Genomic DNA, 26,204 nt, shown 5'->3' on the forward strand with positions numbered 1-26,204 from the left:
AGATCGGCCGCTCAAAACTGGCCCGCCGCGACCTTGCTGGCACCTGGCGAGGAGACGTGTCTTGTCGAAGGTGCCGACAGCCGGTCAGCCAGAAGGACCGCGCACAGGAAGGTGTACGGCACGCGCCCGCTCCCCGTTTTGCGGGCAGCGATTGAAAAGGGCTTTGGGATTCAGTCGATCATCATGGCCGGCGTGGTGCGCCGGCCATGACCAGGTCAGGCCGCCGTGGTCTGGCCTGGCGAGATGGCAAACCGGGTGCGGCTCTCAGAAAGCTGCAGCTTCACCTGGCGAATGGCTTCGTTCTCGGCTGCGGCCAGAAGGGCCTCCAGCAGGCGCGAGAAGTGTAGCCGCATGGCCGTACGGGCACCCTCGGCGTCGCGGGCCTTGAGCGCGCTGAGGATCCCGTCATGTTCATCGTGACGCTGGCCGCTGTGCTCGCCGCAAACGAGGGCATAGACCCTCCGGCACTCGGTCGACGCATTCCGGATCACCCAGAGCTGCTCGACCATGCTCTCGATCACCTGGTTTTGGGTGGCTCGCGCAATGGTAAGATGGAATTCCCGGTCGAAGGCCTGTGCGGCCTCCTCGTCAACACCGTCGGCTTGGCTCATTTGCTGCAGCAGGCCCTCAAGCGTGCGAAGCTCTTCATCCGTGATGATCGGCGCAGCCAGGCTGGCGGCTTCACTCTCAAGGGCGGCACGGGCCTGGGTAAGTTCAAAAGGACCGACACCGCTGACCAGTTCGTTGCTGTTCCGGCGCGGCCGGGTCACCAAGACGCCAGAGCCGGTCTTGACCTCGACACGGCCCAGAACTTCAAGCGCGATGATGGCTTCGCGCAGGATGGGCCGACTGACGCCCAGGCGCACGGCCAGTTCGCGCTCCGGCGGCAATCGGGTGCCTACGGGGAATTCACCACTCTCGATGAGCGCGAGAATCTGCTGTGACAGGTCCATGTAGAGGCGGCGTGACGTCATTGATCCGCGAGCTTCCCGTTTGCCTTGACCGGCCAAATCAATTGGTCAGCCACGCATTTTATGCCGCGAGCCGCGCCAGCTTTCAAGACCGCTGCCCTACGATCATTCGCCCCGGCCCAGACGAAAAATGGGGCGCCGACCTGGGCCGGCGCCCCAGAAGCGCGGGAGGATCGACAGGCGATCAGAAAGAAGGCCCCGCGCGGGAGAAGATTTCAGAATCCATGGACGCCGGTTGGTCCCAGGCCTCTGGACCTCAGCTCATCAGCAACCCGCCATTGATGTCGACATTCACGCCCGTCATGAACGAGGCCTCGTCGCTCAGCAGAAAGGCCACGGCTTCAGCAATCTCCGGTGCCATGCCCTCGCGGCGAAGCGGGGTCATGCCTGCGACCCTCGCCCGGACTTCATCCTTGGAAAAGGTGTCGTGAAAGCTGGTGCTGATCATGCCCGGGCACAAGGCGTTGACCCGAATACCCTGCGGCCCCAACTCCTTGGCCATGGCCTTGGTGAAGGTCATCAGCGCGCCCTTGGCCGTGGCATATGCGCTGGCACCAGGACCGCCGCCATCCTTGCCGGCCTGGGACGACAGATTGACGATGGCTGCGCCGCTCTCCATGTGGGCGACCGCAGCCTTGGTGACCAGGAAGGTCGAGGTCAGGTTCAGTCGCATGACCTGCTCGAAGAAGCCTTCGTCCATCTCATCCAGTGTCTTGCGAGCGACCATCCCGCCGGCGACATTGACCAGCAGCGAAGCGGGCCCGCCAAACGCCTGCCGCGTCGACTCCATCAGGTGATCAACGTCGCTTTGCAGGGTCATGTCGCCCTTGACGGCGATCGCCTTGCCACCCGCAGCTTCAACCTCGGCCAGGGTCTCGGCTGCGGCGTCCGCACTGCCGAAATAGTTGAAGGCCACCTTAGCGCCTTCGGCGGTCAGCTTCAGGACGATCGCCTTGCCGATGTCGCGCGCGCCACCGGTGACGACGGCAATCTTGTTGGTGAAACGCATGGTGGAATTCCCTTGTGGAACTTGCATTAGCGGGTCCTGGCAACAAGGCGTTCGCCCTTGCCGCCCAGAAGCCAGATCGAGAGAAGGGCCAGGGGGACAAGCGCCGCGCCCATGGCAAAGAACAGGACGTAGGACGTCTTGGTGATGACCGGCACGATCCAGATCGTAATCAGCACGCCGAGGACGGCAGCCGTGCCGCTGATCCCGGCCAGGGACCCGACCGACTTGCCGCTGAGATAGTCACTGGGCAGGGTTTGAATATTCCCGATCGCGATCTGGAAGCCGAACAGGATCACGGCAATCAGCAGAACGGCATAGAGCGGTGTCGCGGCATTCATGGTCATCAGCAGGGCTGGGAACATGATCACGCCACCAAGGGTGATGACCGTCTTGCGCGCCAGGCCCACCGGCCAGCCCAGGGCCAGCAGCCAGCCCGAAATCCAGCCGCCAAACAGGCTGCCGATGGCGGCACCCACATAGGGCACCCAGCCAAAGAGCCCGATCTGCTTGATATCGAAGCCAAACCTGTCGGCCAGATAGATCGGCAGCCAGGAGACAAAGAGCCACCAGACAGGATCCAGAAAGAACCGGCAGAGGATCAGGCCCCAGGCTTCCTTGTGATGAAGGAGTTCACTGAACCTGGGCACATAGTCCGATTGTGACTGGGCCACGTCGGTCGCAGCCGGGCGCTGGCCTGTCAGGATATAGGCCCGCTCGTCCTCGTGCAGCCAGGGGTGAGTTTCCGGGCCCGACCGGTAGACCAGCAACCAGGGTATGATCCACAGAAAGCCCAGAACCCCGATCAGAATGAAGGTCGCCTGCCAACCGATAGACAGGTAGAGCAAGGCGATCAGCGGTGCCGCGATGATGGCTCCTACCGACGCGCCCGCATTGAAAATGCCTTGCGCAAAGGCCCGCTCCTTCACCGGAAACCATTCGGCATTGGCCTTGGTGGCGCCAGGCCAATTGCCCGCTTCACTAAGGCCCAGTGCAGCCCGCAGGATGCTGAGAACCAGCACCGAATGGGCCAGGGCGTGCAGGGCGATCGAGGCCGACCAGACGGCAATGGACAGGACAAAGCCGATCCGCGTGCCCAGGGCGTCAAAGATCTTGCCGAAAACCGATTGGCCCAGGGCATAGAAAATCATGAAACAGGTCAGGACCAGGGCATACTCTTCCTTGCCGACCCCCATGGTCTTGGACATCTCGGGCCACATCACCGCAAGGGCGTTGCGGTCGATGTAGTTGATCACGGTGGCGAAGCCGACCAGGGCGACGATTGCCCATCTCAGACCGCGAACCTTCATGGCCGTTTCTCCGCATTTGCCAGCCCAGTGGGCGAGGCAACGCCGAAGAAGCCCCTCCATCCAAAGGTGCCGGCAGCCGTCTTGATGACGTGTTCTGTGTTGGGGTCAGGGTTGTAGGAGATGCCGATCGCGAGCTCAGACCCCTTGGTTGTCCGGATCTGGACGAGATCCAGACCCTCCGCTTGGGTTAGCCGGGCGGCTTGCACCATCGGGGCGGTTTCGCGGGCATATTCCTCGGCATGACTATAGGCCCCGTGCGGCTCGAGAACGGAGACGACCTGAAAGTCCTTGTCGCCGTCGCCGCGCAGCATAAAGGCGCGCTCGTTTCGCAGATTGTAGTCGGGGTCATTGGCTCCGAGCTCGGTCAGGATCACCTGATCGACGTTCGGGGAGGCGAAGGTAAAGGTGTAGAAGCGGTCGACATTGAACCAGGACAGTTGCCCCGAGCCGGCCTTTACGGGCGCTTCACCCCGGTTCCACAGATGCTGGTAGCCGTTGGCCACACCGAGGGGAGCGAGGCCTTTCGTTCCACCTGAAAAGGCCAGATCCGACCCGATAAACTGACCCTGATAGTGCACGGGCAGGTCAAAACGGTGGGCCGTGGTGCCCTTGGCCTTCACCAGATCCAGCACGATCGGGCGGCCGATCTCCTTGCGGTCGATCATCGCCATGACCCGCGTGAAGCCCACCTTGTCATAGGCGTCATCGGCAGTGGCGGCGGACAGCTGAATGCCATCGCGTGCCTCGAAGGTCAGTACCTTGGGTGGCCTGGCCTCGGCGACCTCGAGCTTGAAGCCATAGTGACTGGCCTCATCGACCACCAGGGTGTTGTGAGCCACGGTCTGCTTGGCCCAGCTGTTGTTTTCGGGCAGGTAGCGACCGCCAGCCTTGGCCTCGATATTGTGGAACCGGGCCGAACCATAGTCGGAAACCACTTCGCGGCCCGCGTCGTAGAACAGCCATCCCAGCTTGTCGAAATGCCCGTGCCCCATGCCCTGGGCGGTGCTCTTGAAGACCAGGGCCTGGTCGCCTGCTCCCGGCTTCGATCGCATCACCACCAGCGCGCCACGATCACCCTTGCCGCCGTCGCGCAAGGCGATCGAGGCGAACCCGAAGGGCTTGGCCTCACCCCGCCCGATGGCGGCGGCGACAGCCAGTCCGTCATCGCTCAGCGCGACCCCGCCCTGTCCCACGGCGATCGACAGCAGGGAGGGATCCTTCTCGACCCCATAGGCAATAGCCACTGCATCGAGCATTTCCGGCGTGTCGAGACCCTTTTCCTTCAGGGAGTCATTGATGGGAAAAAACCGGCCCGCATAGGACTGCTGAATCTCGGCGTGAACAGCCTTCAGCAGGACGCCATCACGATAGGCGAAGATCTTGCGCTGAGGGTCGTTGGCCTGGACCGAGTGCGCAAAGAGCACGAACGGCAACAGGGCGTAACGCTGATAGTAGGGGCCTTCGGTGTAGTAGCCGTCCGGTGAGAAAAGCTCGTCCAGCTGCTTGTAGAAGCCGGATTTTCCGCTGCCATCCAGGCCGTAGAGGGCCTTGGTCACCAGGTCCTTGTCACCGAGCACATGGCCGGTCATGCCGACGCCCGCCAAGGCCCAGGTGCCATGGTTGTGCAGGCTGTCGAAGACCTTCGGCGATCCCGTGGACAGAAACTGGGCCATGGGCCGGAACAGGCCGCGCTCGATCACGTCGCGATCGGCCGCCGGTATGGCGTCGCGAACGTCCGCATAGCCCTGGATGCTGTTGACCAGCCAGACACTGTCATTGAGGAGTTGCCAGAAGAGGCGACCCGCCACTTGGCCCGTAGCCTTCGGGTGCGGCCCAAGCTTCGGATAGAGCGCCGCATACTCAAGCAGCATCCTGCGGACCCGGTCGGCATAGGCCGGGTTGCCCGTCCGCCGGTACATGACCCCCGCATCATGGATGAAACGGTAATTGTCCTTGTGTCGCTCATGGGTGTAGCCGCCACCGGCGTCCGCCGGGAGCGGGACAGCGATCGGGCTGGCCATTTCGCCGTCTACCCAGGTCTTGGCCTTGGCCAGACTCTGGTCGAACAGGGGTGCAGCGCCGCTCTGCGGTGGCGGAGGCGCGACCTTCGCCAGCGTGGGTGCCGGATGGAATGCGAAGGCCGCGAGTGCCGCGAGCGGCAGGCACCTGGAGGTCGTGGACATGATCAAAGCCTTGAGTTGACGGCTAGCGACGGTTGTCGATGATTTCGAGCGCCGTGCGACCGACACTGCCGGTCTCGAACAGACGCGGTTCTCCGACCTTGATGGTCACGCGCGCCGATCCGGCCCGTTCGAAACGGTTTGCCGACAGGCGCACGTCCTGGGCCCCAACCATCTCCATGGAGGGGCCGCCCGCCGCACCCACGTCGCGGAAGACCGAATTGGCGACGACAATGCGCGGACCAAAGGTGCTTTCGTCCGTACCCCCACGGAGTACGTCCAGAGCGGGTGCCCCGATCTTGCTGAAACTCGAACCCGAGATTTCGACGGCTTCGGCGCTGTAAAGGCCAAAAGCCTCCGTCTCACCCGCCAGGCTCAGAACCGGGCCAGTCAGGTTGCTGAAGGCGGAATCGACGATGCGGATCCGCTCGGCAAAGGTCCCCTTTTCGGCCTTCAGGACCGAGAAGCCCTTGTTGACCACCAGGTCAGAGATCTCGCTGCCGATGATCTCCACCCGGTAATTGTGCAGCGGATAGGAAGGGGCCGCACGTATGACCGTGTCCCCCACCGAGTCGGGGGCTGCCTCGCCACTGATCCTTACGCGCTCGAGCTTCAGATCCCCCTTGCCCACCAGGTTGAACAGGGTCGAACGCTCGAAGACGATCTTTGCCATCGCGCCACTGCTGGTCCTGGCCGTCCTGAGCGTGAGGGCGACCGGAATGTCGATGGTCCGGCTCTCGGTATAGTCACCTGCCACCAGTTGCAGGACGTCACCGGGCGCTGCTGCGGCCACGGCCCTGGCAATGCCATCGGCGCCCGGCGATACGGCCGTGACCTTGCCGCTGTCGAAGCTGATCTCGGATCCGCCCTTGGGATACCAGGACACGCCCGTTTCATCCCGCGCGGGAATGGGCGGCATGCCTGACAGCCCGAGCGCCTTCAACACCGAGGCAGCCGGCAGGCTTACGCCGCCAGGGCCGGGTTGGCGTTCGATCGCGCGGGCCTCAAACCCCGCCAGGCCGTCCGGCTTGGCGACACCCGACACGATGTTGCCACTGAAGGTCACGCCCGAAATGTCACTTCCGGTCACCAGGGTGTGCGCGTCGCCATGACCCATGATCAGATTGTTGCGCATGATGCTGGAAATCGGCGGAGCGGAGCGCTCGGCCGAAGCGCCCACGCCGAATTCAATCCGCGCCACGTCCAGGAAAATATTGTTTTCGATCAGGGCATTACGGACCTGATGGTAGCGATTCAGCGGTGAGTTCGGCACCCCGTTCATCACCACAAGCGCCCCGGTGAAGCCTTCGCCGGCCAGGCCTGCAAAGAGGTTGCCGCGGACGGTCTGGTCGGCGTTGATTACCCTCACGCCTCCGGTGTGCGGCTCGCCGCCGCCCAGGAAGACATTGCCTTCGACGAGATTCCCGTTGCCGTGCCGGAGCGTCAGGGCCCCCTGAGCGCGTACGAAGACATTGCCGCGGTAGATATTGCCACCCGACTTGTTGGAGATGATCTCGGCTTCGCCGTTGGTGCGCTCGAAATAGTTGTTTTCGACCAGGGTGTTGGAATCCGACAGCGAGTGCTGACTGACCCCGATCCGGATGGTCTCGCCGCCATTTGAGCCCAATGGCGGCCGGGGTCCAAAATAGTTGTGATCAATCCGGTGATGGTTCTGGAGACTCTCGGGCGTGGACAGGATCACGGCCAGCGTCACGCCGCTGTTGAGCTTGCCTTCCACATGGTTGTGGTCGAAACGATTGTTCTTGCCGTACAGCGCCACCCAGTAATCGACCTGGCCCCGGTCGGGGTTGTTGAACCCGTCGATCACCGTTTCAGTGACACGCGAGTCATTGGCCAGGGTCTTGGAGTCCCGGCGAAAGGCGATCACTTCGCCGCTGGGCGAATAGCCGTTCCGAAACACCAGGCCCGAGACCTTCAGATAGCGGCCCGCCAGCTTGAGGCTCGACCGCCCCTCCAGGCTCACGCGGCCGGGATTCTGGGCCCGGAGCGTGATCGGAGCCTTCGCTGTGCCCTGGCCTTCAAACACGATTTCAAAATCGCGCCAGACGCCATCGGCGAGGACGATGCTGTCGCCGGGTCGCGAGGCGCTCAGGGCGGCGCGGTACTGGGAGGGGTCCCGAACCAGCCGTTCGGCCGCCGAAACGGCACCGGCGGAACCTACAACGCACAAAGCAGCAGCGATCCAAAACGCTCGCACGGCAAGCCTCCCCCACCAACGCCGACCTCGCGGCTTGAGGGCAACCTAGATTCTTCCCGATTATTGTCAACCAATCGGTCTGCCATTATGGCTGAATAATTCTGTGACGATTGGTCGTCCACAAAAAGACAGGGGGCTTCGATGCAGCGGCTGTGTATGGCGGTGGATCTGAAGGACGCGCCCGATCTCATCGACAGCTATCGGCGCTATCACCAGCACGCGAACTTTTCGCCGGATGTCGCCGCTGGCCTCAAGGAGGTCGGCGTCATCGATATGGAGATATTTCTCGTTGAGAATAGACTTACAATGATCCTTGAGGTCACCGAACAGTTCAACTTTGAATCCAAACTTGCCTACGACAACAAAAATGTAAGTGTACGGGAGTGGGAATTATTGATGTGGAGCTTTCAGAAGGCTCTGCCGAATTCCATGCCGGCAGAGAAATGGCGCGCAATGGAGAATATTTTCTCATTACGGGAATATCTGGACAAGAGCACCAGTTAGGCCTTGAGCTTCTGGCGCTTCCTATTCTTCCGGGAAAGTCTTGGGGCCCCAGCTCGGAAACGAGTGTGCAAGACCACCTGCTGAACCGGACCGCCAAGCGGACCTGTCAAAGGTCTGCCGTGGGTCAGAAGCGGCTCTTGGCCCACGCCCGAAAGGACATTGCCGTGATGCATGGGGGCGCTGTCAGAGCAAATTGCTGACGCCGCCCCTGGCCGGTAGCCTGCTGGGATGAGCAACCCATTCCGCTACTTCAACAGCTCGCCCGAGGTGATCCGCCTGGTGGTGATGATGTACGTCAAGTACCCGCTGTCGCTTAGGAACGTTGAAGACCTCCTGGCCGAACGGGGCATCGACATTTGCCACGAGACGGTGCGGTTCTGGTGGAACAGGTTTGGCCCGATGTTGGCCGCCGAGATCCGCCAAAAACGGGTCCGGCGGATGAGGACCTTCACGCACTGGAAATGGCATCTCGACGAGATCTACGTGAAGATCAACGGCCAGATGCACTACCTCTGGCGGGCCGTCGACCACGAGGGTGAAGTGCTAGAGTCCTTCGCCAGCAAGACCCGCGACAAGCCTGCGGCGTTGAAGTTCATGAAGAAACTGATGAAGCGGCACGGACGTGCCAAGGCGGTCACCACCGACGGCCTGCGCTCTTATAGGGCGGCGATGAAGGAACTCGGCAACACCGAGAAGCAGGAGATTGGCCGCTGGGCCAACAACCGTTGTGAGAACTCACACCTACCGTTCCGGCGACGAGAACGGGCCATGCTGCGGTTCCGACAGATGAAGAGCCTGCAGAAATTCAGCTCCGTCCACGCCGCCTTCCACAACCACTTCAACCAGGACCGCCACCTCATCAACCGGGAGACTTACAAGACGCAACGCTCAGCCGCCTTGGCTGAGTGGCAATCTCTCATGGCTTGAGACCAGGCTGCTTCTGCTCGAACTGCGCCCAGTGGAGACAAGTTGGGGTTAGACTGACAGCACCGCCACGCAGTCTGGGCAACTTGGCTCTTCTCTGAGACCAAGTCTCCAAAGCCCCGGCGCACCGGGCTTCCAGCGAGACCAATCCGTCATTCGGCCTGGTCTCCGATGGCCCTGTTCGGCCCCCAAACCCCTCCATTTCACGGCCTGTCTCCGCGCATCAAAAACCGTGACGGTTTCCCTGTTATGAGCAGATAACAGGGATTGCAGGGACATTTGAAACGCACCATCGGCCTCCCCAAGACGCTCATGCCTACATAACCTTCTGAATTTAATGCAATAATCACGAAATCTTCCACGATGCTTCAGCTCGCAAACAGGGAATTTGCAAGCCGGCAACAGGGAACATTATCGAGTTGAACAGGGAACAATTCGCCCTGGAGCAGGGATAATTTTCGGGGCTAAATCACCCGCGCGAAATCGTCTCCAGCCACGCCATCTGGTCTGCCCAGGCAAGCGGCATCGGCGTTTTCAGGATGTTTCGAAGGGTTATGCCGGCGGGCTGGTCACCCACGAGAATTTGGCGCTGGATATCCGGCGACATCAGAGCGAGGCGACACACCTGACGATCATGTTGCGTCGCCGGCGCCACGGCAGATTGAAGGTCTTCCCGACTCGAAAACGGCGAGGCCTTCAGTTCGAGCAAGTAGGCATGGGCGCGCTTCAGGGCGTTCACAAGCCCGGGATTGATCCGCCTAGGCCGCTCATCCGCCGAACCCCCGCGGATTGATGTCCGCCCGCCGCGGAGTTGGAGACGTTGGGGCAGCACCAGCCGGATCGCATTTTGCTGCCCGCGTTCTGCAACCGCCTGTTCGCCCTCAACGAGGGCCTTGCGAACCGCGGCCAGTACAAGCTCCGGATTCTCGCCGGGAAAGAACATCTCGGAATCTATGATGAGATGGGTCTCAGCCGCCCGCAGCTCCACGCGATGCACAACATCCTGCAAGTCGGCGGTCTCCACATCGTCTCGGGTGCTGATCCGGTTCAAGATGCCGACAAGGAAACCCTCAACCGCAGGCGCTGACACCCGGCGTATGAAGCCATCAGCCTGCGCCAGCTTGACGCCGCGCTGCAACGCCATGGCGATGTAGTAGCGATGCAGCTTTCCAGCTTTGCCATAGGCAAAGCTCGGGCTCATTGGCTGACCCAAACCATCGAACAGTCGACCTTTGAGTGGTCCCGCCACAGCGCGCGACGGCCGACTGCCACGCAGCGCCGCCTTCGCAGCCATCTGGGCCGCGGCCGTATCAAACACCTCCCGCGAGATGATCGCTTCATGCTCGCCGGTATGGACCTGTCCTTTGTGGACGATCTCACCGAGGTAAAGCCGGCTCTGAAGGATATGGACGATGGCGCCCTTGCCCATGACCTTGCCGCCCATCGGCCGGCCCGCGCGCGTCGTCCAGGCCTTGGAGCGGACGCCGGCGCGCTCAAGATCCTCCGCCAGCGACGCCGCCGACGATCCGGCCAGGTAGCGCGCGAAGATGTCCCGGACGAGTTCGGACTCGACGAGATTTATGATCAGCTTGCGCTCACGAAGGTCGTAGCCCAGAGGAATAGTACCGCCCATCCACATGCCCTTGGCTTTGGAGGCGGCGATCTTGTCGCGAATGCGCTCGCCGGTGACCTCGCGCTCGAACTGGGCGAACGACAGCAGAACGTTGAGGGTCAACCGGCCCATGCTGTTGGTGGTGTTAAAGGCCTGGGTGACCGAAACGAACGAGACGCCCCGCGCGTCAAAGGTTTCAACGATCTTGGCGAAATCCGCCAACGACCGGGTCAATCGATCGACCTTATAGACCACCACCACATCGATCTTGCCTGCGGCGATGTCACTGAGCAGTTGGGCCAAGCCCGGCCGCTCCATTGAACCGCCGGAGAACCCACCATCGTCGTAGGTGGTCCTGAGGGCCGACCATCCCTCCCCGGCTTGGCTCAGCACATAGGCCTCGCACGCCTCGCGCTGGGCGTGCAGGCTGTTGAAGCTCTGATCGAGCCCCTCTTCAGAGGACTTTCGGGTGTAGATGGCGCAGCGAAGCTTCTGGCTCATCGCGCTGAGTCCCGCCGCAGCCCGAAGAACCTTGGACCGTTCCACTTCACGCCCGTGATCGCTTGGGCCACCTGTGAAAGGCTACGATAGGTCTGTCCACTCCAGCGGAACCCGCCTTCGACGATCTCGACGGTCTGGGTGGTCCCACGCCAGATACGTTCCAGACGCATGCCTGGGGCGAGACTGGGCGCAGCGACGGGGAGACTCATTCGAAAGAGGGTCGACCGGGTCTCGGCGTCCAAGCCTCCGAAGGCCTCGGATTGAATCCCCCAAGCCAAGAGCCTAGCCAAAAGGTCGGTCGACCTCAGCGTCGGCGGATGTCCATAGCGCTTGCGCCAAACCGCTCGCAGCCCCTCCAGGTCCAGGCGCTCGAGCGCTCGAACCTCCTCGGTAATTGCGGGATCGATCATCACGCCGGGACCTTCGCCGGGATGCGATAAATCCGGACACCGTCGACCTTCTCAGAGACAACGTGCAGGCCCATGCCCTTCTTGATCGATCCGGCCAGGGCGCCGCGGACCGAGTGCGCCTGCCAGCCTGTAGCGCGCATCATAGTCTCGAGGGTCGCGCCGCCCGGGTTGCGAAGCAGGTCGACGACGCTGGCGATTTTCGTCTTGGCCGGCTCGGTCGGGATTTCGGCGGTTGAGTCTGTGGGCAAGGCGCCGGATCGGCGGAATGACTTGGTCATTTGAAGTTGTCCTTCGCTCATGGGGCCGGTGTTGGCCCGCACTGAGCAAAACCCGGACTGCCGGGCTGGACGCCAACAGCAATGCTCGGACGCCCGCCGCAGTCCAGTGGAACCTCAGCGCAGGCAGCGGCAGGTTGCGGCCATTAGTTTCAGAATCACGAGTTCATGATATGTTCGGCAGGTGACTCGCCCCGCCGAACTTGAAGTCGAGCACCGCGCACCAAGCACGCTCAAACCTTACGCCCGAAACGCTAGGCGTCATTCCAAAAAGCAGATCAAGCAGATCGCCGACAGTATCCAGCGGTTCGGCTTCACCAATCCGGTGCTGGTGAGCGACGAGGGTCAGATCATCGCCGGTCATGGCCGGGTTGAAGCTGCAAAGCTTCTCGGCCTGGAATCGGTGCCGATCCTCCGCCTGTCCCACCTTAGCGAGACCGAACGCCGAGCCTACGTGCTCGCTGACAACAAACTCGCGCTCAACGCAGGCTGGGACACCGAGATCCTTGCGATCGAACTCCAGGCCCTTATCGACCTGGACTTCGACGTGACCCTGACCGGCTTTTCCCTGGCCGAGGTCGACCTTACCCTCGACTTGTCCCGAGACAGCGACCCCGACGCGCCTCCCGGTCCGGAGGATCAGGTCCCGCCTTTCGCGACGGCGGCGGTAAGCCGGATGGGCGACATCTGGGAGCTTGGGCGCCACCGGCTGATCTGCGGCGATGCGCGCAATCCGGAGGACTATGCCCGGCTCATGCGGGGCGATATCGCCGACCTTGTATTCACGGATCCGCCTTACAATGTGCCGATCGATGGGCACGTCTCCGGCTTGGGGAGCATCCAGCATCGCGAGTTCGCCATGGGTGCCGGCGAGATGTCCTCGGCCGCGTTCACAGCGTTCCTGCGGGAGACCCTCGGCGCGATGGCCGGCGTCAGTCGCGATGGCACCATCGCCTTCGTATGCATGGACTGGCGCCACATGGGGGAATTGCTAGCGGCCGGCGAGCAGGTGTTCAGCGAGCTGAAGAACCTCTGCATCTGGAACAAGACCAATGGCGGGATGGGCACCTTCTATCGGTCCAAGCACGAGCTGGTGTTCGTGTTCAAGGTCGGGACAGCTCCACACGTGAACAGCTTCGGCCTTGGTGAGGACGGGCGATACCGCACCAACGTCTGGGACTATCCGGGGATCAGCAGTCTAGGATCGGGGCGCGGGGAGATGCTCGCGATGCATCCCACCGTTAAGCCAACCGCTCTGGTGGCCGACGCGATCCGTGACTGCTCGAAGCGGGGCGGCATCGTGCTCGACGGATTTGGCGGATCCGGCACCACTCTGATCGCCGCGGAGACATGCGGTCGGTCGGCCCGCCTCATCGAGTTCGACCCGCTCTACTGCGACACCATTGTGCGGCGGTTTGAGAAGCTCACTGGCAAGGCGGCGAAACTTGCCCAGGATGGTGCGACCTTCGAGGCGACCGAGGTGCAGCGCTCGCGGGAGGAGCTGAAGTGAGCGCGCCCGACGATGGGGACCCCGGCAGCCCGAGCAAGGCCCTGGTCGGGTATGGTCAGCCGCCAGCGCAGCATCAGTTCCGCAAGGGTGCATCTGGCAATCCCCGCGGCCGTCCCAGGAAGAAGGCAAAGCCGGGCAAGACGGCAAGTCGCGCGTCAGGGCTGGAGGATCTGATCATGCAGGAGGCCTATCGGCCGATCCAGATCCGCGAAAACGGGAAGCTCGAGGAGCTTCCGATGATCCAGGCCGTACTCCGAAGCCTGGGCGTCGCCGCCGTGAAAGGCAGCCACAGAGCACAGCTTGCCGTCACCGGCCTCGTGCAGGCCGTGGAACAGCGGTCGCTCAGCGAGCGTGACGCAATGATGGGGGCCGCGATCGAGTACAAGAAGGGCTGGGAGGAGGTTTTCGAAGCCTGTGATCGCAGAGGTGAAGCCCGCCCAAATCCGATCCCACACCCCGACGACATTCTGTTGGATATCCGCGCCGGTCAGGTCATCTTCAATGGCCCGATGGATGACCATCACAAGGCGCACTGGGACAAGCTCGCGGCACGTCGGGCAGAGTCCTTGCTGGAGATCGAGGCCTATAGGCAGGAGATCGAAGAGAATCCGGAGCTTCGGGAGGTCTATGAGATCGAAATCGCCCATGAGCAGCGGCTCGCGGACATGATCGGCCGATTGATCCCAGATGAGCCGACGCGGCGGGCCCCAGGCTTCAACATCGGAGAGTGGCACCAGGAACAGGCCAAAAATCACGAGCGGCGGGAGCGACTGCGTCAGTTACGGATCGACAGTAGTCGCTGAGCCTCGATGACCTTCTGCTCAGCGCCACTAGCGGACCTTGGGATCGCTCCAGGAACCGGACATTGGACACAGTGCGAAGGTCCGGATGTGGTCCTCGCGCTGATTTCCGCTCCCGACCCCAATCAGACCTTCGGGTTGGCCTCACTGATCGGCTAACCCTGACTCTTCTCTGACCTTCGGAAGGTCCGCTTGTGGGCGGCGGCCAAGGCATCGTCCTCGCGTATCCCGTTACCGGGGACACCTGAATCATCGCGGACCTTGGGAAGGTTTGCTTCTAGGGTTGGCCATTACACTGCCTGTGCGTTCTGCTTCGGACAGGATGGCGTTTACGTTGGCTGCTTGGAGCGCTTCCGCCTCAGTTGTTACGGACTGTTGTCGCGCGTCCCATCTGCCGAGTGCGACGGACCGCCGTACGCACGCCTGAGCGAGGGCTCATGCGTTCAGCGCCGTATATCTCTATGAGCCCTTCTGGTTTTACGGAGTTTTCCCGATGTTTTCCCGCAAGAGTCTCTGCACCCTCGGCGCGGCTTGTACCCTTCTGTTGATGGGAACCCAGGCCGGCGCTCATGCGCGGGTCGTCGCCTCCACGCCTGCGGCCAACGCGACGGTCGCATCGCCCGCGTCGATTTCGGTGACCTTCAGTGAACGCGTCGCCCCGGCGTTCTCCGGTCTGGAGGTCGTCAACGCGGCGGGCTCGACCTTCGCGGTGCCCACGACGGTCTCGCAGGACGGGCGGACGCTGTCAGGTAAGCCCTCTCGCCCATTAGCAGCCGGGACGTACAACGCAAACTGGCACGCAGCCTCGTCCGACGGCCATCGCATGACCGGCGTCATCACCTTCACGGTACGCTGACCTCGCGTGCTGGACGCCTTCGTCATCCTGCTGCGTCTGGCGCAGTATTCGGGGGCTGTGGTCCTCATGGGGACACCCCTTTTCCTTCTTTACGGGCTGAGCGAGCCGGAGGCCCGGGCGCTCCAATGGCCGAGGCGTCTGATCATCGCCGGCGCCGTTTTACTGTCCTTGGCCTCGGCGATCGCGCTCCTTGCCCAGACGGCGGTGATGGCGGGCTCGATCACCGAAGGCCTCAAGCCGGCCTCGTTGGCGTTCATGATGACGGGGTCGAGTCTCGGCCCAGCCTTCCTGATCCGCGCCCTCATTGCGGCCGCAGCCGCTCTGCTCCTGGTGGCGGCAGCGCCGTCGCGCGGGATATGGATCGCAGTCAGCGTGGCCGGGATGATTGCGGTCGCCAGCTTTGCCTGGACTGGCCACGGCGCGGCCACTGAAGGCGCCGGCCATTTGACCCATCTGATGGCGGCCGTCCTCCACGGCTGGGGCGCAGCGGTTTGGCTGGGCGCGCTCGTCGCCCTTCTGATCCTGGCTCTCAAAGCAGGCGAGGGAACGCCGGCAGCCGACCGGACCCTCTACCGGGCGCTGCACGGGTTTTCGGGGGTCGGGATGGCGGCGGTCGCGATCCTGGTTCTCAGCGGTCTGATCAACAGCTGGTTCATGGTCGGCCCCGACCGTCTTTCCGGCCTGGTCACCACGCCTTACGGCCTGCTGCTGACGGGAAAGCTGGCGCTGTTCGCCCTGATGCTGGTCCTCGCCGCCGCCAATCGCTTCCATCTGACGCCAGACCTTGGAGATGCTCTGGAGGAACCGGGAAATCTCGCCCTCGCATTGCGGCGCCTCAAGCGCAGCCTGGTTCTGGAAACCGGCCTGGCTCTTGCGCTTCTCGCGGTCGTCGCCGTCATGGGCACACTGGCTCCAGTCGCCGCTATGGACATGGCGATATGATTGGCCGTCACAGTGATCACGCTGGATTGGGACTGTCCGGCGAGGGCTCAAACGCGCGGATGCGTAGTGCAAGTGGGGCGAACGGAGAGGTTCGATGACGCGCAATCTGGATGATCTTCTGACCACACTGGCGCAAACGCCCATGGAAAGCCCGACGGCGACATTCGAAACCGGGGTCTGGGCGCGGGTGGACAGCCTTCAAGGTGAACGGACCGCGACCCGGCTTCGGGTTGGAGCGGTCGCCATGGCTCTGGTCACAGGGCTGACGGCTGGGGCGTTCGGTGCGGTCGCGGTGCCTCGCCCTGCCGGAGACATGGCGATCTTCTCGGCGCACGCGGGCCTGTCGCCCCTCGCCCAACTGGAAACCGGCCGATGATGCGCGGCTGGCGCGCGATTGTCCTGACCGCCGTTCTGGCTGCCCTCGCCAGCGGTGCAGGCACATGGGTCAGCGCCAGCTGGGTCCTGAAGCGCCGGGAACCGGCGTCGCTGCACGACATCGTCCACCACGATCTGAAGCTGTCAGCACCCCAGCTTCGCCGGATCGAGAGCATCGAGGCGCGCTTCGCCGCCAGGCGGCCGGCGCTCGAGGATCAGGTGCGCGCGGCGAACCTGGAACTGGCCCGTGCCATCGAACAGAGCGACGGCGACAGTCCGCAGGTCCAGGCTGCGGTCGATCATTTCCACGTCGCCATGGGCGCGCTCCAGAAAGAGACCATAGCCCACGTCTTCGAGATGCGCTCGGTGCTGACGCCAGCACAGGCCGAGGTTTTCGACGACCGCATCGTCACGGCGCTCGCGCCCGGCGAAGACTAGCAGCGGGGTGGATCAGGCCTCCGACCTTCCCGCCCGCGCCGCCTCGGGGGACCGCGCGGCCTTCACCGCGCTGATGCGGGAAACCATGACGGCGTTGTTGCGGTTCATCCGGCGCTATGTCGGCGATGAGCAGGAGGCGTTGGACCTGTCGCAAGAGACCTATGCCTCCGCCTGGCTCAACATTCGAAAATACGATCCGGTCCGGCCCTTCGAGGCCTGGATCAGGACCATCGCCCTGAACAAGTGCCGCGACTGGAGCCGCCGTCGCCTGGTGCGCAGGCTGGTGCGGGGCAGTCTGGACCTGTCGTCGCCGGAAGCCATGGCGGTATCGGACGGAGGCAAGGCGGCGGACGATCGGATGGAGGAAAACGCAAGACTTTCGCGCCTCAATATCGAGATCGCGCGGCTGCCGCCCCACCTCAAGGCGCCGCTCATCCTGACCAGCCTAGAAGGGCGCAGCCAGGCGGAGACCGCCGGGATCCTCGGTATTTCCATCAAGGCTGTGGAGACCCGGGTCGCACGGGCGCGGCGCAGACTGTCTGCGGCCCTGCAAGATACCTAGCGCTGGATCTGAGCCTGGTCAGTGGACCATGAAGGCGAACGTGCCGGTCATGGTATGGTCGGTGGCAGCGGCGGTCCAGGCGACCGTATAGACGCCGGACGGCAGGGTCGGCAGCGGAGTCACGAAGGTCTCGACCGGTTGATCCGACAGAGTGGCTGACAGAGGGATGCGCTGGCCCACGCTGTTCGTCAGCGTGACCGCCTGCAGTATCATGCTGTGCGGGAGCGTCATGGAAAGCTCAGCAGGCGAGCCATTCAGCATGGCGCTCCCAGACGGCGAGGAAGCCTTGAGCGCAGTTCCCGTCGGGCCAGGGACCGCAGCCATCGAGGACTGGGCCGTGCCAGGCATCGACGACATGTGGTGACCGGCATGGGGGTCGGCGGCTGGCATCGTCTGCGGCGCCGGGGTTGGCATATGGTGACCAGCATGCGGATCGGCGGCGGGCGCCGCTTGTGGCACCGTGGCGGGCATTGTGTGACCGGCGTGGGGGTCGGCCGCAGGCGGGGTCTGAGCGTTGGCCGATACCGCCACGAGAACGGCGAACAGGCTAGCGGCGAAGGGGGTCATCAGGGTCCTGGTCATGTCGTCTTCTTGTGAAGCGCTACACGTGATCGTGTCGTCAGGTCGAACGGCGGGGCGGAGACCCGAAATCGGGATCGGCGCTGACCCGGCGGGCCACGGTGCCATCGGGGTGGGCGAACCAGCCGGGGTCGGAATAGTCGCCCGGCGCGGTGTCGTCCCGGGTCTTCACCAGGGTGAACATCCCGCCCATCTCGATGTTTCCGAACGGCCCACGGCCGGTCATCATGGCCAGGGTATTGGCCGGACCCTGGTGACCGCCGTCGGTATGCTCCTGATGCTCTGCCATGCCCTCTCGAGCCATGGGCATGAAGCCCGGCGACATCTGGCGCATCCTGGCGGCCACGCCGTTCTGGTCCACGCCGGTCGGATTGGGCACGTCATGTCCCATGGCGTTCATCGTGTGGTGGGCCATGTGGCAGTGCAGCGCCCAGTCGCCGGGCACGGCGGTGAATTCGATATCGCGCATCTGGCCGACGCTGACGGTCTCGGTCACCTCCCTGCGCCACTGGCTTTTCGGCCAACGTCCGCCATCGGACCCGGTGACCAGAAACTCTACCCCGTGCAGGTGGATCGGGTGGTTCCACATCGACAGGTTTCCGACCCGGATCCGGACGCGGTCGCCGGTTCGGGTGACCAGCGGTTCGATCGCCGGGAAGACTTTCGAGTTGAAGGTCCAGAGATCGAAATCCACCATCACAGACGGGTCGGGCCGCCAGGTGCCCGGCTTCATGGCCCAGTTGTGCAGCAGGAAGGCGAAGTCGCGGTCGATGGCTTCGCGCTGTCGCGGATGGATGATGAACAGACCCATCATCCCATAGGCCATCTGCGTCATCTCATCGGCGTGCGGATGATACATATGGGTGCCGTGCTGGCGCAGGGTGAACTCATAGACGAAGGTCTCGCCGGGCTGGATCGACGGCTGGGTGACCCCTGCGACCCCGTCCATGCCGTTGGGCAGAATCAGGCCGTGCCAGTGCACCGAAGTGTGCTCGCCGAGCCGGTTGGTGACGAAGATGCGCACGCGGTCGCCTTCGACCGCCTCGATCGTTGGGCCCGGCGTGGAGCCGTTATAACCCCAGCAGGTCGCCACGCTGCCCGGCGCGAACTCATGCTGGATCTCCTCGGCGACGAGATGGAACTCCTTGACCCCGGCGTTCATGCGCCACGGCAGGGTCCAGCCGTTCAGGGTCCGCACCGGCATATAGCGGTCGTCGCGTGGCACGGCGGGCGCGGGTCCGGTCGCGATGCCGCGAGCGGGCGAACCCTGCGACGGCGGCGTCTTGGCGCCCATGGCGCTCATGTCGTGGTCCTGCGCCGCTGCACGGCTGACCGGGCCGGCCACGGAGGCGACGGTCGCCACTCCGGTGGCCAGCATGATGTCCCTACGGCTGAGGCTCATGGCCGGCCTCCATTATGTTGGCTGTGATCGACGGCGGGCGGCGCAGTCGCGGGGGCCGGTGTCGGGCTTGCGCCCGCCGACCCACCATGTCGGGAATGGTCCACGACAGGCGCGCCAGGCGGTGTCTGTGAGGTCGCGGGCGTCGCCAGGATGTCGGCCACGCTTTCGGTACGCTCCGAAATCTGGCGCTCGCTCGGCAGCCGCGCCCCGACCAGCCGCATCAGCTCGATGCGCGCCAGCCAATAGTCCCGCACCGATTCCAGATAGCTCTGATAGGCGTCGTATTCTTGGGTCTTGGCCTGGATGACGTCGAACACGCCGAGCAGCATGAAGTTCTGTTCTTCCTGGCTGCGTACCGTGACGATCTCGCGCTGGGGCACGAGGGACAGGCGGTGAATGTTCACGATGTCGCCGAGCACCCGGACCCGCTCGGAGGCCAGGTCGATGCCGTTTCCGGACAAGAGCTCGATCCGGGCCAGTCGTGCGCGTGCGAGGCGAAGTTGCGCATCGGCCCGCGCCACCCGCGCCTGACCTTGGTTGAAGATCGGCAGTTCCAGGTCCAGCGTCGGCCCGCTGAGCCTGGAGCCGTCGATCTCTTCATCACGCTCGTAGCCGATGGAGGTGTCGCCGAGCAGACGGAAGTTCCGCGTCACTCCGGCCGCACTGGCGCTGATCGTCGCCTCCTGTCGCGCGGCCAGCAAGCCCAGGCTGCTGGTCTTGGCCATGCGGCGAAGCTCAGCGGGATCATCCTCGGTGGCGACCGGCAGCGGCAGCACCACGCCGGCGTTCCAGCCGGTTTCAGAGCCTCGCAGGCCGATCAGGGTGTTGAGTTCCAGCCGCGCCATCCTGGCTGCGACGGCGGCGCGGGCTGCGTCGATACGCGCCGAACTGGCGGCGGCCAGTTCGCGATTGAGCTGCAACTCGGTGATGTTCCCGGCATCGAAATAGCGCTGTGACAGATCGGCCGAGACATCAGTGGCTTCCGCCACCGCCGCGCGCATGTCCGCCACCTGCTGGGCGCCTACATAGCTGTACCAGGCCGCTTCCACGTCTAGGCTGACATCCAGAACGGCCGAGGCGATCTGATAGCGGGCGCGCTGGTTCTCCAGCCGCGCCAGCCGCACCCTGGACGGCAGGACCAGAAGATCGATCAGCGGCGCCGACAGCCCGTAGGTCAGTTGCTCGCCCGCGCCGTTCTCGAGCGACAGACGTGAGGCGCCGAGGCGCGGATTGGCAATCTGGATGGCCTCGAGCACTTCGGCGCGGGCCAGGCCTAGTTCGGCATAGTGTTCCTGCAGCCGGGGGCTGCGCACCATCGCCATCCTGACCGCGAGGTCCGCACTCATCGGCTGGGCCAGCCAGGCCTGTAGCTGGGCGTCGTCCTCGGCAGCGCCGTTTCGCTCCCAGCCCAGCGTCGGCGCGCCCCTGTCAGCCAGCAGCTGGTTGATCTCTGCCGTGTCGCGGGTCGGATCAACCGTGGCGCACGCCGCCAGAGAGGCAGCAAGTCCGATGACGATGAGAGGTCGGCTTACGATATTCATGCGTCTTCGCCCGGTCCTTGCCTGTCCTTCGATATACGCGTCATCGCACCCCATCCCTCGCCGCTGTGGTGAAGCGGCCGGCGTTTCTGACGATGGCCGGCATTGGCGATGCGCCCCCCCGGGGGGCTTGCTCGCCTCAGAGTTTCACAGCTCTCAGCCGCAGCGCGTTGCCGATCACACTGACCGACGACAAGGCCATCGCCAGCGCAGCCACGGCCGGTGACAGCAGCCAGCCGAAATTCGGGTACAGGAGCCCCGCCGCGATCGGAATGCCCAGCGCATTATAGCCGAAGGCAAACACCAGGTTCTGTCGGATATTGCCCATCACCGCCTTCGACAGATGCCGGGCCCGAACGATGCCCTGAAGGGGCGCTGTCAGAGCAAATTGCTGACGCCGCCCCTGGCCGGTAGCCTGCTGGGATGAGCAACCCATTCCGCTACTTCAACAGCTCGCCCGAGGTGATCCGCCTGGTGGTGATGATGTACGTCAAGTACCCGCTGTCGCTTAGGAACGTTGAAGACCTCCTGGCCGAACGGGGCATCGACATTTGCCACGAGACGGTGCGGTTCTGGTGGAACAGGTTTGGCCCGATGTTGGCCGCCGAGATCCGCCAAAAACGGGTCCGGCGGATGAGGGCCTTCACGAACTGGAAATGGCATCTCGACGAGATCTACGTGAAGATCAACGGCCAGATGCACTACCTCTGGCGGGCCGTCGACCACGAGGGTGAAGTGCTAGAGTCCTTCGCCAGCAAGACCCGCGACAAGCCTGCGGCGTTGAAGTTCATGAAGAAACTGATGAAGCGGCACGGACGTGCCAAGGCGGTCACCACCGACGGCCTGCGCTCTTATAGGGCGGCGATGAAGGAACTCGGCAACACCGAGAAGCAGGAGATTGGCCGCTGGGCCAACAACCGTTGTGAGAACTCACACCTACCGTTCCGGCGACGAGAACGGGCCATGCTGCGGTTCCGACAGATGAAGAGCCTGCAGAAATTCAGCTCCGTCCACGCCGCCTTCCACAACCACTTCAACCAGGACCGCCACCTCATCAACCGGGAGACTTACAAGACCCAACGCTCAGCCGCCTTGGCTGAGTGGCAATCTCTCATGGCTTGAGACCAGGCTGCTTCTGCTCGAACTGCGCCCAGTGGAGACAAGTTGGGGTTAGACTGACAGCACCCTTGAGACCGGGCTGCTTCTGCTCGAACTGCGCCCAGTGGAGACAAGTTGGGGTTAGACTGACAGCACCGCGACGAGGAAGGTCGTCGTCAGCCCAAGGGCGATGGCGAGCATCCTGCCGTTGGTCTGCCCCGCGGTGTGGTCGTGGCCTTGACCGGCGCCCATGGTGTTCTCCCGTGAGGATCGCTTGTTGAACGAACGGCGCGCCGGTTGCAGCCGGCGCGCCGCCCAAGGCCTAGTAGTGGTGTCGATGGCCGCCGTAGCGGACGACCTCGACCTTTTCCAAGGTCACCAGCCCTATCTCATCCTCGGGCTGCAGCGTGGCGATGAAGGCTCGGAGCGAGGCCTCGACATCGACGATCTCGACGACGACCGGAAGGTTGGGCGCCAGGTCGAACGCCTTGCCGCCGTGCAGGGTGCTGGAGGCGCCGTAACCTCGCAGCCCGCGCAAGATGGTGGCGCCGGCCAGACCCATCGACCGAGCGCGCTCGATCAGGACGTCGAAGAAGCGCCGATCGCCGGTCATGGCGTTCTCGTCGGTGTAGATGCGTAACAGCAGTGCTTGGCCCGGGGTCATCTTAGGCTCCTTGCTCCTGAGTTTCCGGGGGATGCTCGCGCAGGTCCTTGGCGGTCTTGCGAAGCACAAAGCGGCAGATGGCCGGCAGGACAAACAGGGTCAGGGCCGTGGCGGTGATCAGGCCGCCGATGACCACTGTGGCCAGCGGGCGCTGAACTTCGGCCCCGGTCTCGGTGGCCAGCGCCATGGGCACAAAGCCCAGCGAGGCCACCAGACCCGTCATCATCACCGGCCGCAGCCGCTCCATGGCCCCGTCTATGATCGCCTTTTCCAGCTCAAAGCCAGCGGCCAGGCGCTGACGGATGGCCGTCATCATCACCAGGCCGTTGAGCACGGCCACCCCCGAAAGGGCGATGAACCCGACGGCGGCCGAGACCGAGAACGGGATACCGCGCAGCGCCAGGGCGAAGACCCCGCCGGCCAGGGCCAGGGGAATGGCCGAGAACACGGCGACGGCGGGCGCGAAGCCCCCCAGCGCCATGTAGAGCAAGGCGAAGATCAGCAGGAAGCAGAGCGGGACGACCAGGGCGAGCCGCGATTGCGCCGCCTTGAGGTTCTCGAACTGCCCGCTCCACTCGATCCACGACCCCGCCGGCAGCTTGACCTGGGCGTCGACCTTGGCCTGGGCGTCGGCGACGAACGAGCCAAGGTCGTTGCCCCGGACGTTGGCCTGGACGACGACGCGGCGCTTGCCGTTCTCGCGGCTGACCTGGTTGAGGCCCTCCGAATAGGAGAAGCGGGCGACGTCGCGCAGCGGCACCGAAAGGCGCGCGCCGCCCCCTGCCCTTTCGGGCAGCATCACCGGCAAGGCGCCGACCGCGTCCAGATCGTTGCGGGTGGCGTCGGGCAGGCGAACGACGATGTCGAAGCGCCGGTCGCCCTGAAAGACCAGGCCGGACTCGCGCCCGCCCATGGCGACCGCCAGGGTGTCGGCCACTTCCTCGACCGTCAGGCCCAGCCTGCCGATGGCGTCGCGATCAAGCGAGACGTCCAGGGTCGGGAAGCCCGAGGTCTGCTCGACCTTGACGTCGGCCGCCCCCTTGACGCTCTGCAGCGCCTTGGCGATCTGGCCGGCGCTGGCCGTCATGGCGTCCAGATCATCGCCATAGACCTTGATGGCCACGTCGCCGCGCACGCCGGCGATCAGTTCGTTGAACCGCATCTGGATGGGCTGGCTGAACTCGTAGACGTTGCCCGTCAGGCCTTCGAGCTTCTTCTCCATGCGGGTGACGAGCTGAGCCTTCGTCTCCTTCTTGTTGGGCCATTCGTCCTGCGGCTTGAGGATGATGAAGCTGTCGGACGCATTGGGCGGCATCGGATCGCTGGCGACCTCGGCGGTGCCGGTCTTGGAGTACACAAACTGCACCTCCGGGAAGGCGGCGATGGTCCGCTCGATCTGCCGCTGCATTCGCAGCGACTGCTCCAGCGAGGTCGACGGGATCCGCAGCGCCTGGACGGCCAGGTCCTTCTCGTCGAGCTGAGGCGTGAACTCCCGGCCCAGGAACGAGAAGGTTACCATGGCCACCAGGAACATGCCGACCGCCGCGCCAATCACGGGCCAGGGCCGGGCCACGGCCTTGCGCAGCAGCGGCTCGTAGCGAACCTTGGTCCAGCGGACCACGGCCACTTCCTTTTCGGCGACCTTGCCGCGGATCACCAAGGCGATCATCGCCGGGATGAAGGTCAGCGACAGCACGAAGGCTGCGGCCAGCGCCAACATCACGGTGATGGCCATCGGCGAGAAGGTCTTGCCCTCGACGCCGGTGAAGGTCAGCAGCGGTGCGTAGACCAACAGGATGATCGCCTGACCGTAAACGGTCGGCGAGATCATCTCGCGCGCCGCCTCGCGGGTTTCCTGAAGCCGCTCCGACAAGGTCAGCAAACGGCCCTCGCGGTGTTGGCGTTCGGCCAGGCGGCGCAGGCTGTTTTCGACGATGATCACCGCGCCATCGACGATCAGGCCAAAGTCCAGGGCGCCGAGGCTCATCAGATTGCCTGACACCCCCAGTCGGTTCATGCCGATGGCGGTCATCAGCATCGACAGCGGGATCACCAGGGCGGTGATCAGCGCCGCCCGGAAATTGCCCAGCAGCAGGAAGAGCACCACGATGACCAGCAGCGCGCCTTCGACCAGGTTCTTTTCGACAGTCTTGATGGTGGCGTTGACCAGCTTGGAGCGGTCATAGACCACCTGCACCTTGATACCGGGCGGCAGGCTCTTGATGATCTCGGCCAATCGCTCGGCCGAGGCGCCAGCGACGGTGCGGCTGTTCTCGCCGGTCAGCATCAGGACAGTGCCGACCACGACCTCCTCGCCGTTCTCCGAAGCCGCGCCGGTCCGAAGGCCGCCGCCGACCTGGACATTGGCAACATCGCGCACCCGGATCGAGACACCTTCGCGGCTGGCGACCGTGGCGTTGGCGATCTCGTCGATGTTGCGGACCCGCGCATCGGCGCGAACGAGGTAGGCCTCCCCTCCCCGCTCCATGAAGTTGGCGCCGACGGCCAGGTTGGCCGCCTCCAGCGCTTTGCCAAGCTCGGTGAACGATACGCCATAGGCGGCCATGCGAGCCGGGTCGGCCTGGACGGCGAACTGCTTTTCGTAGCCGCCGATCGAGTCGACGCCGGCCACGCCGGGCACGCCGCGCATCTGCGGGCGAACGATCCAGTCCTGGACTTCGCGCAGATAGGCCGCCTGGGCGGTGGCGTCGGTCAGACGCTCGCCCGTGGCGGTCAGATAGGCCCCGTCCGACTGCCAGCCGGGCGCGCCGTCTTTGACCTTCGCGCCGCGACCGCCGGGGTGGTCGTAGGCGACAGTCCACATCAAGACCTCGCCCAGGCCCGAGGAGATCGGGCCCATGGCCGGCTGCGCGCCGTCGGGCAGGGTCTGGCCCACGCCCGTCAGCCGTTCGGAGACCTGCTGGCGCGCGAAATAGAGGTCGGTGTTTTCCTTGAAGACGATGGTGACCTGGCTAAAGCCGTTGCGCGAAATCGAGCGCGTGCTCTCCAGGCCCGGGATGCCGGCCATCGCCGTCTCCACCGGGAAGGTGACGAGCTTTTCGACCTCGGCCGGGGCCAGGGCCGGGACGACGGTGTTGATCTGTACCTGCTTGTTGGTGATGTCGGGCACCGCGTCGATCGGCAGCCGCACCAGATTGTAGACACCCAAGGCCGCGATCAGGGCGACGACGCCGATGATCGCCCAGCGAGCGCGGACGGAGAAATCGAGAATCCTGCCGATCATCGCGCGGCCTCCGAAGGCTCGGCCGCATGGGCGACGGGACTGTAGCGAACGACGACGCGCGTTACTTGGCTGGCGCTAAGGCCGGGGAAATCGGCCTGATAGCGGGCCGCCTGGTTGTGACCGCCCCCGCCGAGGGAACCGCGCCAGACGACCGAAGATGAGCCCAATCGAGCGCCGACCACATCATAGGCCTCGACGTCCAGGTGGCCTTGCACGCCAGTCTTCCAGTGCGGAGCCCGACGCACCAATCCGGATACGCTAAGGCCATCGCCGTCGTTCCGAGCC

The 26,204-nt window shown here is 64.1% G+C and carries 24 protein-coding genes and 1 pseudogene; 10 read left to right on the forward strand and 15 right to left on the reverse strand.

All coding sequences use genetic code 11. The annotated features are described in order from the left end of the window. Positions 1 to 215 precede the first annotated feature (215 nt). The 5 genes from ACW17U_RS09480 to ACW17U_RS09500 form a co-directional block, all read right to left on the reverse strand. Positions 216 to 974, reverse strand: a complete 759-nt coding sequence (locus ACW17U_RS09480) for a FadR/GntR family transcriptional regulator (RefSeq protein WP_492052130.1) — start codon at positions 972 to 974, stop codon at positions 216 to 218. A gap of 253 nt (positions 975 to 1,227) precedes the next feature. Beyond that, positions 1,228 to 1,980 carry an SDR family NAD(P)-dependent oxidoreductase gene (locus ACW17U_RS09485; protein ID WP_492052132.1) on the reverse strand — a complete coding sequence of 251 codons (753 nt, stop codon included), beginning with the start codon at positions 1,978 to 1,980 and terminating at the stop codon, positions 1,228 to 1,230. 26 nt (positions 1,981 to 2,006) lie between these two features. Further along, complete coding sequence (locus ACW17U_RS09490; RefSeq protein WP_492052134.1) at positions 2,007 to 3,287, reverse strand: MFS transporter; 1,281 nt, start codon at positions 3,285 to 3,287, stop codon at positions 2,007 to 2,009. Beyond that, entirely contained in the window at positions 3,284 to 5,470 is a 2,187-nt protein-coding gene (locus tag ACW17U_RS09495; protein ID WP_492052136.1) for an alginate lyase family protein, read from the reverse strand. Before ACW17U_RS09495 ends, ACW17U_RS09490 begins: the two co-directional genes overlap by 4 nt. 22 nt (positions 5,471 to 5,492) lie before the next feature. Beyond that, on the reverse strand, positions 5,493 to 7,685 hold the full coding sequence (locus ACW17U_RS09500; protein ID WP_492052138.1) for a polysaccharide lyase 6 family protein: 2,193 nt from the start codon (positions 7,683 to 7,685) through the stop codon (positions 5,493 to 5,495). Positions 7,686 to 7,826: 141 nt separating this feature from the next. Here ACW17U_RS09500 and ACW17U_RS09505 point away from each other — a divergent pair, with 141 nt between their 5' ends. Both ACW17U_RS09505 and ACW17U_RS09510 read left to right on the forward strand, forming a co-directional pair. Continuing rightward, the gene (locus ACW17U_RS09505; RefSeq protein ID WP_492052139.1) at positions 7,827 to 8,189 is read left to right on the forward strand and encodes an L-rhamnose mutarotase; all 363 of its coding nucleotides are present in this window, start codon (positions 7,827 to 7,829) and stop codon (positions 8,187 to 8,189) included. A gap of 228 nt (positions 8,190 to 8,417) precedes the next feature. Then, positions 8,418 to 9,116 carry an IS6 family transposase gene (locus ACW17U_RS09510; protein WP_492052140.1) on the forward strand — a complete coding sequence of 233 codons (699 nt, stop codon included), beginning with the start codon at positions 8,418 to 8,420 and terminating at the stop codon, positions 9,114 to 9,116. 466 nt (positions 9,117 to 9,582) lie between these two features. Here ACW17U_RS09510 and ACW17U_RS09515 read toward each other — a convergent pair whose 3' ends face one another. From ACW17U_RS09515 to ACW17U_RS09525, 3 genes are read right to left on the reverse strand one after another with little or no spacing between them, the layout of a single operon-like run. After that, complete coding sequence (locus tag ACW17U_RS09515) at positions 9,583 to 11,226, reverse strand: recombinase family protein (RefSeq protein ID WP_492052141.1); 1,644 nt, start codon at positions 11,224 to 11,226, stop codon at positions 9,583 to 9,585. Then, positions 11,223 to 11,636, reverse strand: a complete 414-nt coding sequence (locus ACW17U_RS09520) for a DUF2924 domain-containing protein (protein WP_492052143.1) — start codon at positions 11,634 to 11,636, stop codon at positions 11,223 to 11,225. The genes ACW17U_RS09515 and ACW17U_RS09520 overlap by 4 nt, the downstream gene beginning before the upstream one ends. Further along, the gene (locus ACW17U_RS09525) at positions 11,636 to 11,914 is read right to left on the reverse strand and encodes a DUF3489 domain-containing protein (protein ID WP_492052145.1); all 279 of its coding nucleotides are present in this window, start codon (positions 11,912 to 11,914) and stop codon (positions 11,636 to 11,638) included. Before ACW17U_RS09525 ends, ACW17U_RS09520 begins: the two co-directional genes overlap by 1 nt. A gap of 181 nt (positions 11,915 to 12,095) precedes the next feature. Here ACW17U_RS09525 and ACW17U_RS09530 point away from each other — a divergent pair, with 181 nt between their 5' ends. From ACW17U_RS09530 to ACW17U_RS09560, 7 genes are all read left to right on the forward strand, one after another. Further along, complete coding sequence (locus ACW17U_RS09530) at positions 12,096 to 13,421, forward strand: site-specific DNA-methyltransferase (RefSeq protein WP_492052146.1); 1,326 nt, start codon at positions 12,096 to 12,098, stop codon at positions 13,419 to 13,421. Then, entirely contained in the window at positions 13,418 to 14,224 is an 807-nt protein-coding gene (locus ACW17U_RS09535) for a DUF5681 domain-containing protein (protein WP_419252646.1), read from the forward strand. The genes ACW17U_RS09530 and ACW17U_RS09535 overlap by 4 nt, the downstream gene beginning before the upstream one ends. A 490-nt stretch (positions 14,225 to 14,714) precedes the next feature. Further along, complete coding sequence (gene copC / locus ACW17U_RS09540; protein WP_492052149.1) at positions 14,715 to 15,077, forward strand: copper homeostasis periplasmic binding protein CopC; 363 nt, start codon at positions 14,715 to 14,717, stop codon at positions 15,075 to 15,077. Between the two features lie 6 nt (positions 15,078 to 15,083). Next, a complete protein-coding gene (copD, locus tag ACW17U_RS09545) occupies positions 15,084 to 16,019 on the forward strand; it encodes a copper homeostasis membrane protein CopD (protein WP_492052151.1) in 936 nt (311 codons plus the stop codon). Between the two features lie 94 nt (positions 16,020 to 16,113). After that, positions 16,114 to 16,395, forward strand: coding sequence for a hypothetical protein (locus ACW17U_RS09550; protein ID WP_492052152.1), 282 nt, complete (start codon positions 16,114 to 16,116; stop codon positions 16,393 to 16,395). Then, on the forward strand, positions 16,395 to 16,832 hold the full coding sequence (locus ACW17U_RS09555) for a Spy/CpxP family protein refolding chaperone (protein ID WP_492052154.1): 438 nt from the start codon (positions 16,395 to 16,397) through the stop codon (positions 16,830 to 16,832). Before ACW17U_RS09550 ends, ACW17U_RS09555 begins: the two co-directional genes overlap by 1 nt. Before the next feature lie 7 nt (positions 16,833 to 16,839). After that, a complete protein-coding gene (locus tag ACW17U_RS09560) occupies positions 16,840 to 17,394 on the forward strand; it encodes an RNA polymerase sigma factor (protein ID WP_492052156.1) in 555 nt (184 codons plus the stop codon). Between the two features lie 18 nt (positions 17,395 to 17,412). Here the strand turns inward: ACW17U_RS09560 and ACW17U_RS09565 are convergent, their stop codons facing one another. The 4 genes and pseudogenes from ACW17U_RS09565 to ACW17U_RS09580 all read right to left on the reverse strand — a co-directional run. Further along, positions 17,413 to 17,625 (reverse strand): copper resistance protein CopC, encoded by a 213-nt coding sequence (locus tag ACW17U_RS09565; RefSeq protein WP_492052157.1) that lies wholly within the window; start codon positions 17,623 to 17,625, stop codon positions 17,413 to 17,415. A 388-nt stretch (positions 17,626 to 18,013) separates the two neighbouring features. Continuing rightward, positions 18,014 to 19,375, reverse strand: a complete 1,362-nt coding sequence (locus ACW17U_RS09570; protein WP_492052158.1) for a multicopper oxidase family protein — start codon at positions 19,373 to 19,375, stop codon at positions 18,014 to 18,016. Then, complete coding sequence (locus tag ACW17U_RS09575) at positions 19,372 to 20,916, reverse strand: TolC family protein (RefSeq protein WP_492052159.1); 1,545 nt, start codon at positions 20,914 to 20,916, stop codon at positions 19,372 to 19,374. Before ACW17U_RS09575 ends, ACW17U_RS09570 begins: the two co-directional genes overlap by 4 nt. A gap of 136 nt (positions 20,917 to 21,052) precedes the next feature. Next, positions 21,053 to 21,295 (reverse strand): annotated as a pseudogene (locus ACW17U_RS09580) (haloacid dehalogenase); the annotation flags it as partial. A 41-nt stretch (positions 21,296 to 21,336) separates the two neighbouring features. Between ACW17U_RS09580 and ACW17U_RS09585 the strand changes: the two are divergent. Beyond that, positions 21,337 to 22,035, forward strand: coding sequence for an IS6 family transposase (locus tag ACW17U_RS09585; protein ID WP_492052161.1), 699 nt, complete (start codon positions 21,337 to 21,339; stop codon positions 22,033 to 22,035). 298 nt (positions 22,036 to 22,333) lie between these two features. On the opposite strand, the gene ACW17U_RS09590 is transcribed toward ACW17U_RS09585, so the two are convergent. From ACW17U_RS09590 to ACW17U_RS09600, 3 genes are read right to left on the reverse strand one after another with little or no spacing between them, the layout of a single operon-like run. After that, on the reverse strand, positions 22,334 to 22,675 hold the full coding sequence (locus tag ACW17U_RS09590) for a DUF190 domain-containing protein (RefSeq protein WP_492052163.1): 342 nt from the start codon (positions 22,673 to 22,675) through the stop codon (positions 22,334 to 22,336). A 1-nt stretch (position 22,676) separates the two neighbouring features. Next, on the reverse strand, positions 22,677 to 25,919 hold the full coding sequence (locus ACW17U_RS09595; RefSeq protein ID WP_492052165.1) for an efflux RND transporter permease subunit: 3,243 nt from the start codon (positions 25,917 to 25,919) through the stop codon (positions 22,677 to 22,679). Further along, positions 25,916 to 26,134 carry a hypothetical protein gene (locus tag ACW17U_RS09600; protein ID WP_492052167.1) on the reverse strand — a complete coding sequence of 73 codons (219 nt, stop codon included), beginning with the start codon at positions 26,132 to 26,134 and terminating at the stop codon, positions 25,916 to 25,918. Before ACW17U_RS09600 ends, ACW17U_RS09595 begins: the two co-directional genes overlap by 4 nt. Between the last annotated feature and the right edge of the window lie 70 nt (positions 26,135 to 26,204).

The organism is Caulobacter sp. AVps16, from assembly GCF_058681455.1.

Coding starts and splice junctions, on each gene's coding strand:
- ACW17U_RS09575 (WP_492052159.1), bottom strand. CDS start 20,916: ATGAATATCGTAAGCCGACCTCTCATCGTCATCGGACTTGCTGCCTCT.
- ACW17U_RS09585 (WP_492052161.1), top strand. CDS start 21,337: ATGAGCAACCCATTCCGCTACTTCAACAGCTCGCCCGAGGTGATCCGC.
- ACW17U_RS09550 (WP_492052152.1), top strand. CDS start 16,114: ATGACGCGCAATCTGGATGATCTTCTGACCACACTGGCGCAAACGCCC.
- ACW17U_RS09490 (WP_492052134.1), bottom strand. CDS start 3,287: ATGAAGGTTCGCGGTCTGAGATGGGCAATCGTCGCCCTGGTCGGCTTC.
- ACW17U_RS09590 (WP_492052163.1), bottom strand. CDS start 22,675: ATGACCCCGGGCCAAGCACTGCTGTTACGCATCTACACCGACGAGAAC.
- ACW17U_RS09485 (WP_492052132.1), bottom strand. CDS start 1,980: ATGCGTTTCACCAACAAGATTGCCGTCGTCACCGGTGGCGCGCGCGAC.
- copC (WP_492052149.1), top strand. CDS start 14,715: ATGTTTTCCCGCAAGAGTCTCTGCACCCTCGGCGCGGCTTGTACCCTT.
- ACW17U_RS09515 (WP_492052141.1), bottom strand. CDS start 11,226: ATGAGCCAGAAGCTTCGCTGCGCCATCTACACCCGAAAGTCCTCTGAA.
- ACW17U_RS09505 (WP_492052139.1), top strand. CDS start 7,827: ATGCAGCGGCTGTGTATGGCGGTGGATCTGAAGGACGCGCCCGATCTC.
- ACW17U_RS09570 (WP_492052158.1), bottom strand. CDS start 19,375: ATGAGCCTCAGCCGTAGGGACATCATGCTGGCCACCGGAGTGGCGACC.
- ACW17U_RS09520 (WP_492052143.1), bottom strand. CDS start 11,636: ATGATCGATCCCGCAATTACCGAGGAGGTTCGAGCGCTCGAGCGCCTG.
- ACW17U_RS09555 (WP_492052154.1), top strand. CDS start 16,395: ATGCGCGGCTGGCGCGCGATTGTCCTGACCGCCGTTCTGGCTGCCCTC.
- ACW17U_RS09565 (WP_492052157.1), bottom strand. CDS start 17,625: ATGACGCTCCCGCACAGCATGATACTGCAGGCGGTCACGCTGACGAAC.
- ACW17U_RS09480 (WP_492052130.1), bottom strand. CDS start 974: ATGACGTCACGCCGCCTCTACATGGACCTGTCACAGCAGATTCTCGCG.
- ACW17U_RS09595 (WP_492052165.1), bottom strand. CDS start 25,919: ATGATCGGCAGGATTCTCGATTTCTCCGTCCGCGCTCGCTGGGCGATC.
- ACW17U_RS09495 (WP_492052136.1), bottom strand. CDS start 5,470: ATGTCCACGACCTCCAGGTGCCTGCCGCTCGCGGCACTCGCGGCCTTC.
- ACW17U_RS09525 (WP_492052145.1), bottom strand. CDS start 11,914: ATGACCAAGTCATTCCGCCGATCCGGCGCCTTGCCCACAGACTCAACC.
- ACW17U_RS09510 (WP_492052140.1), top strand. CDS start 8,418: ATGAGCAACCCATTCCGCTACTTCAACAGCTCGCCCGAGGTGATCCGC.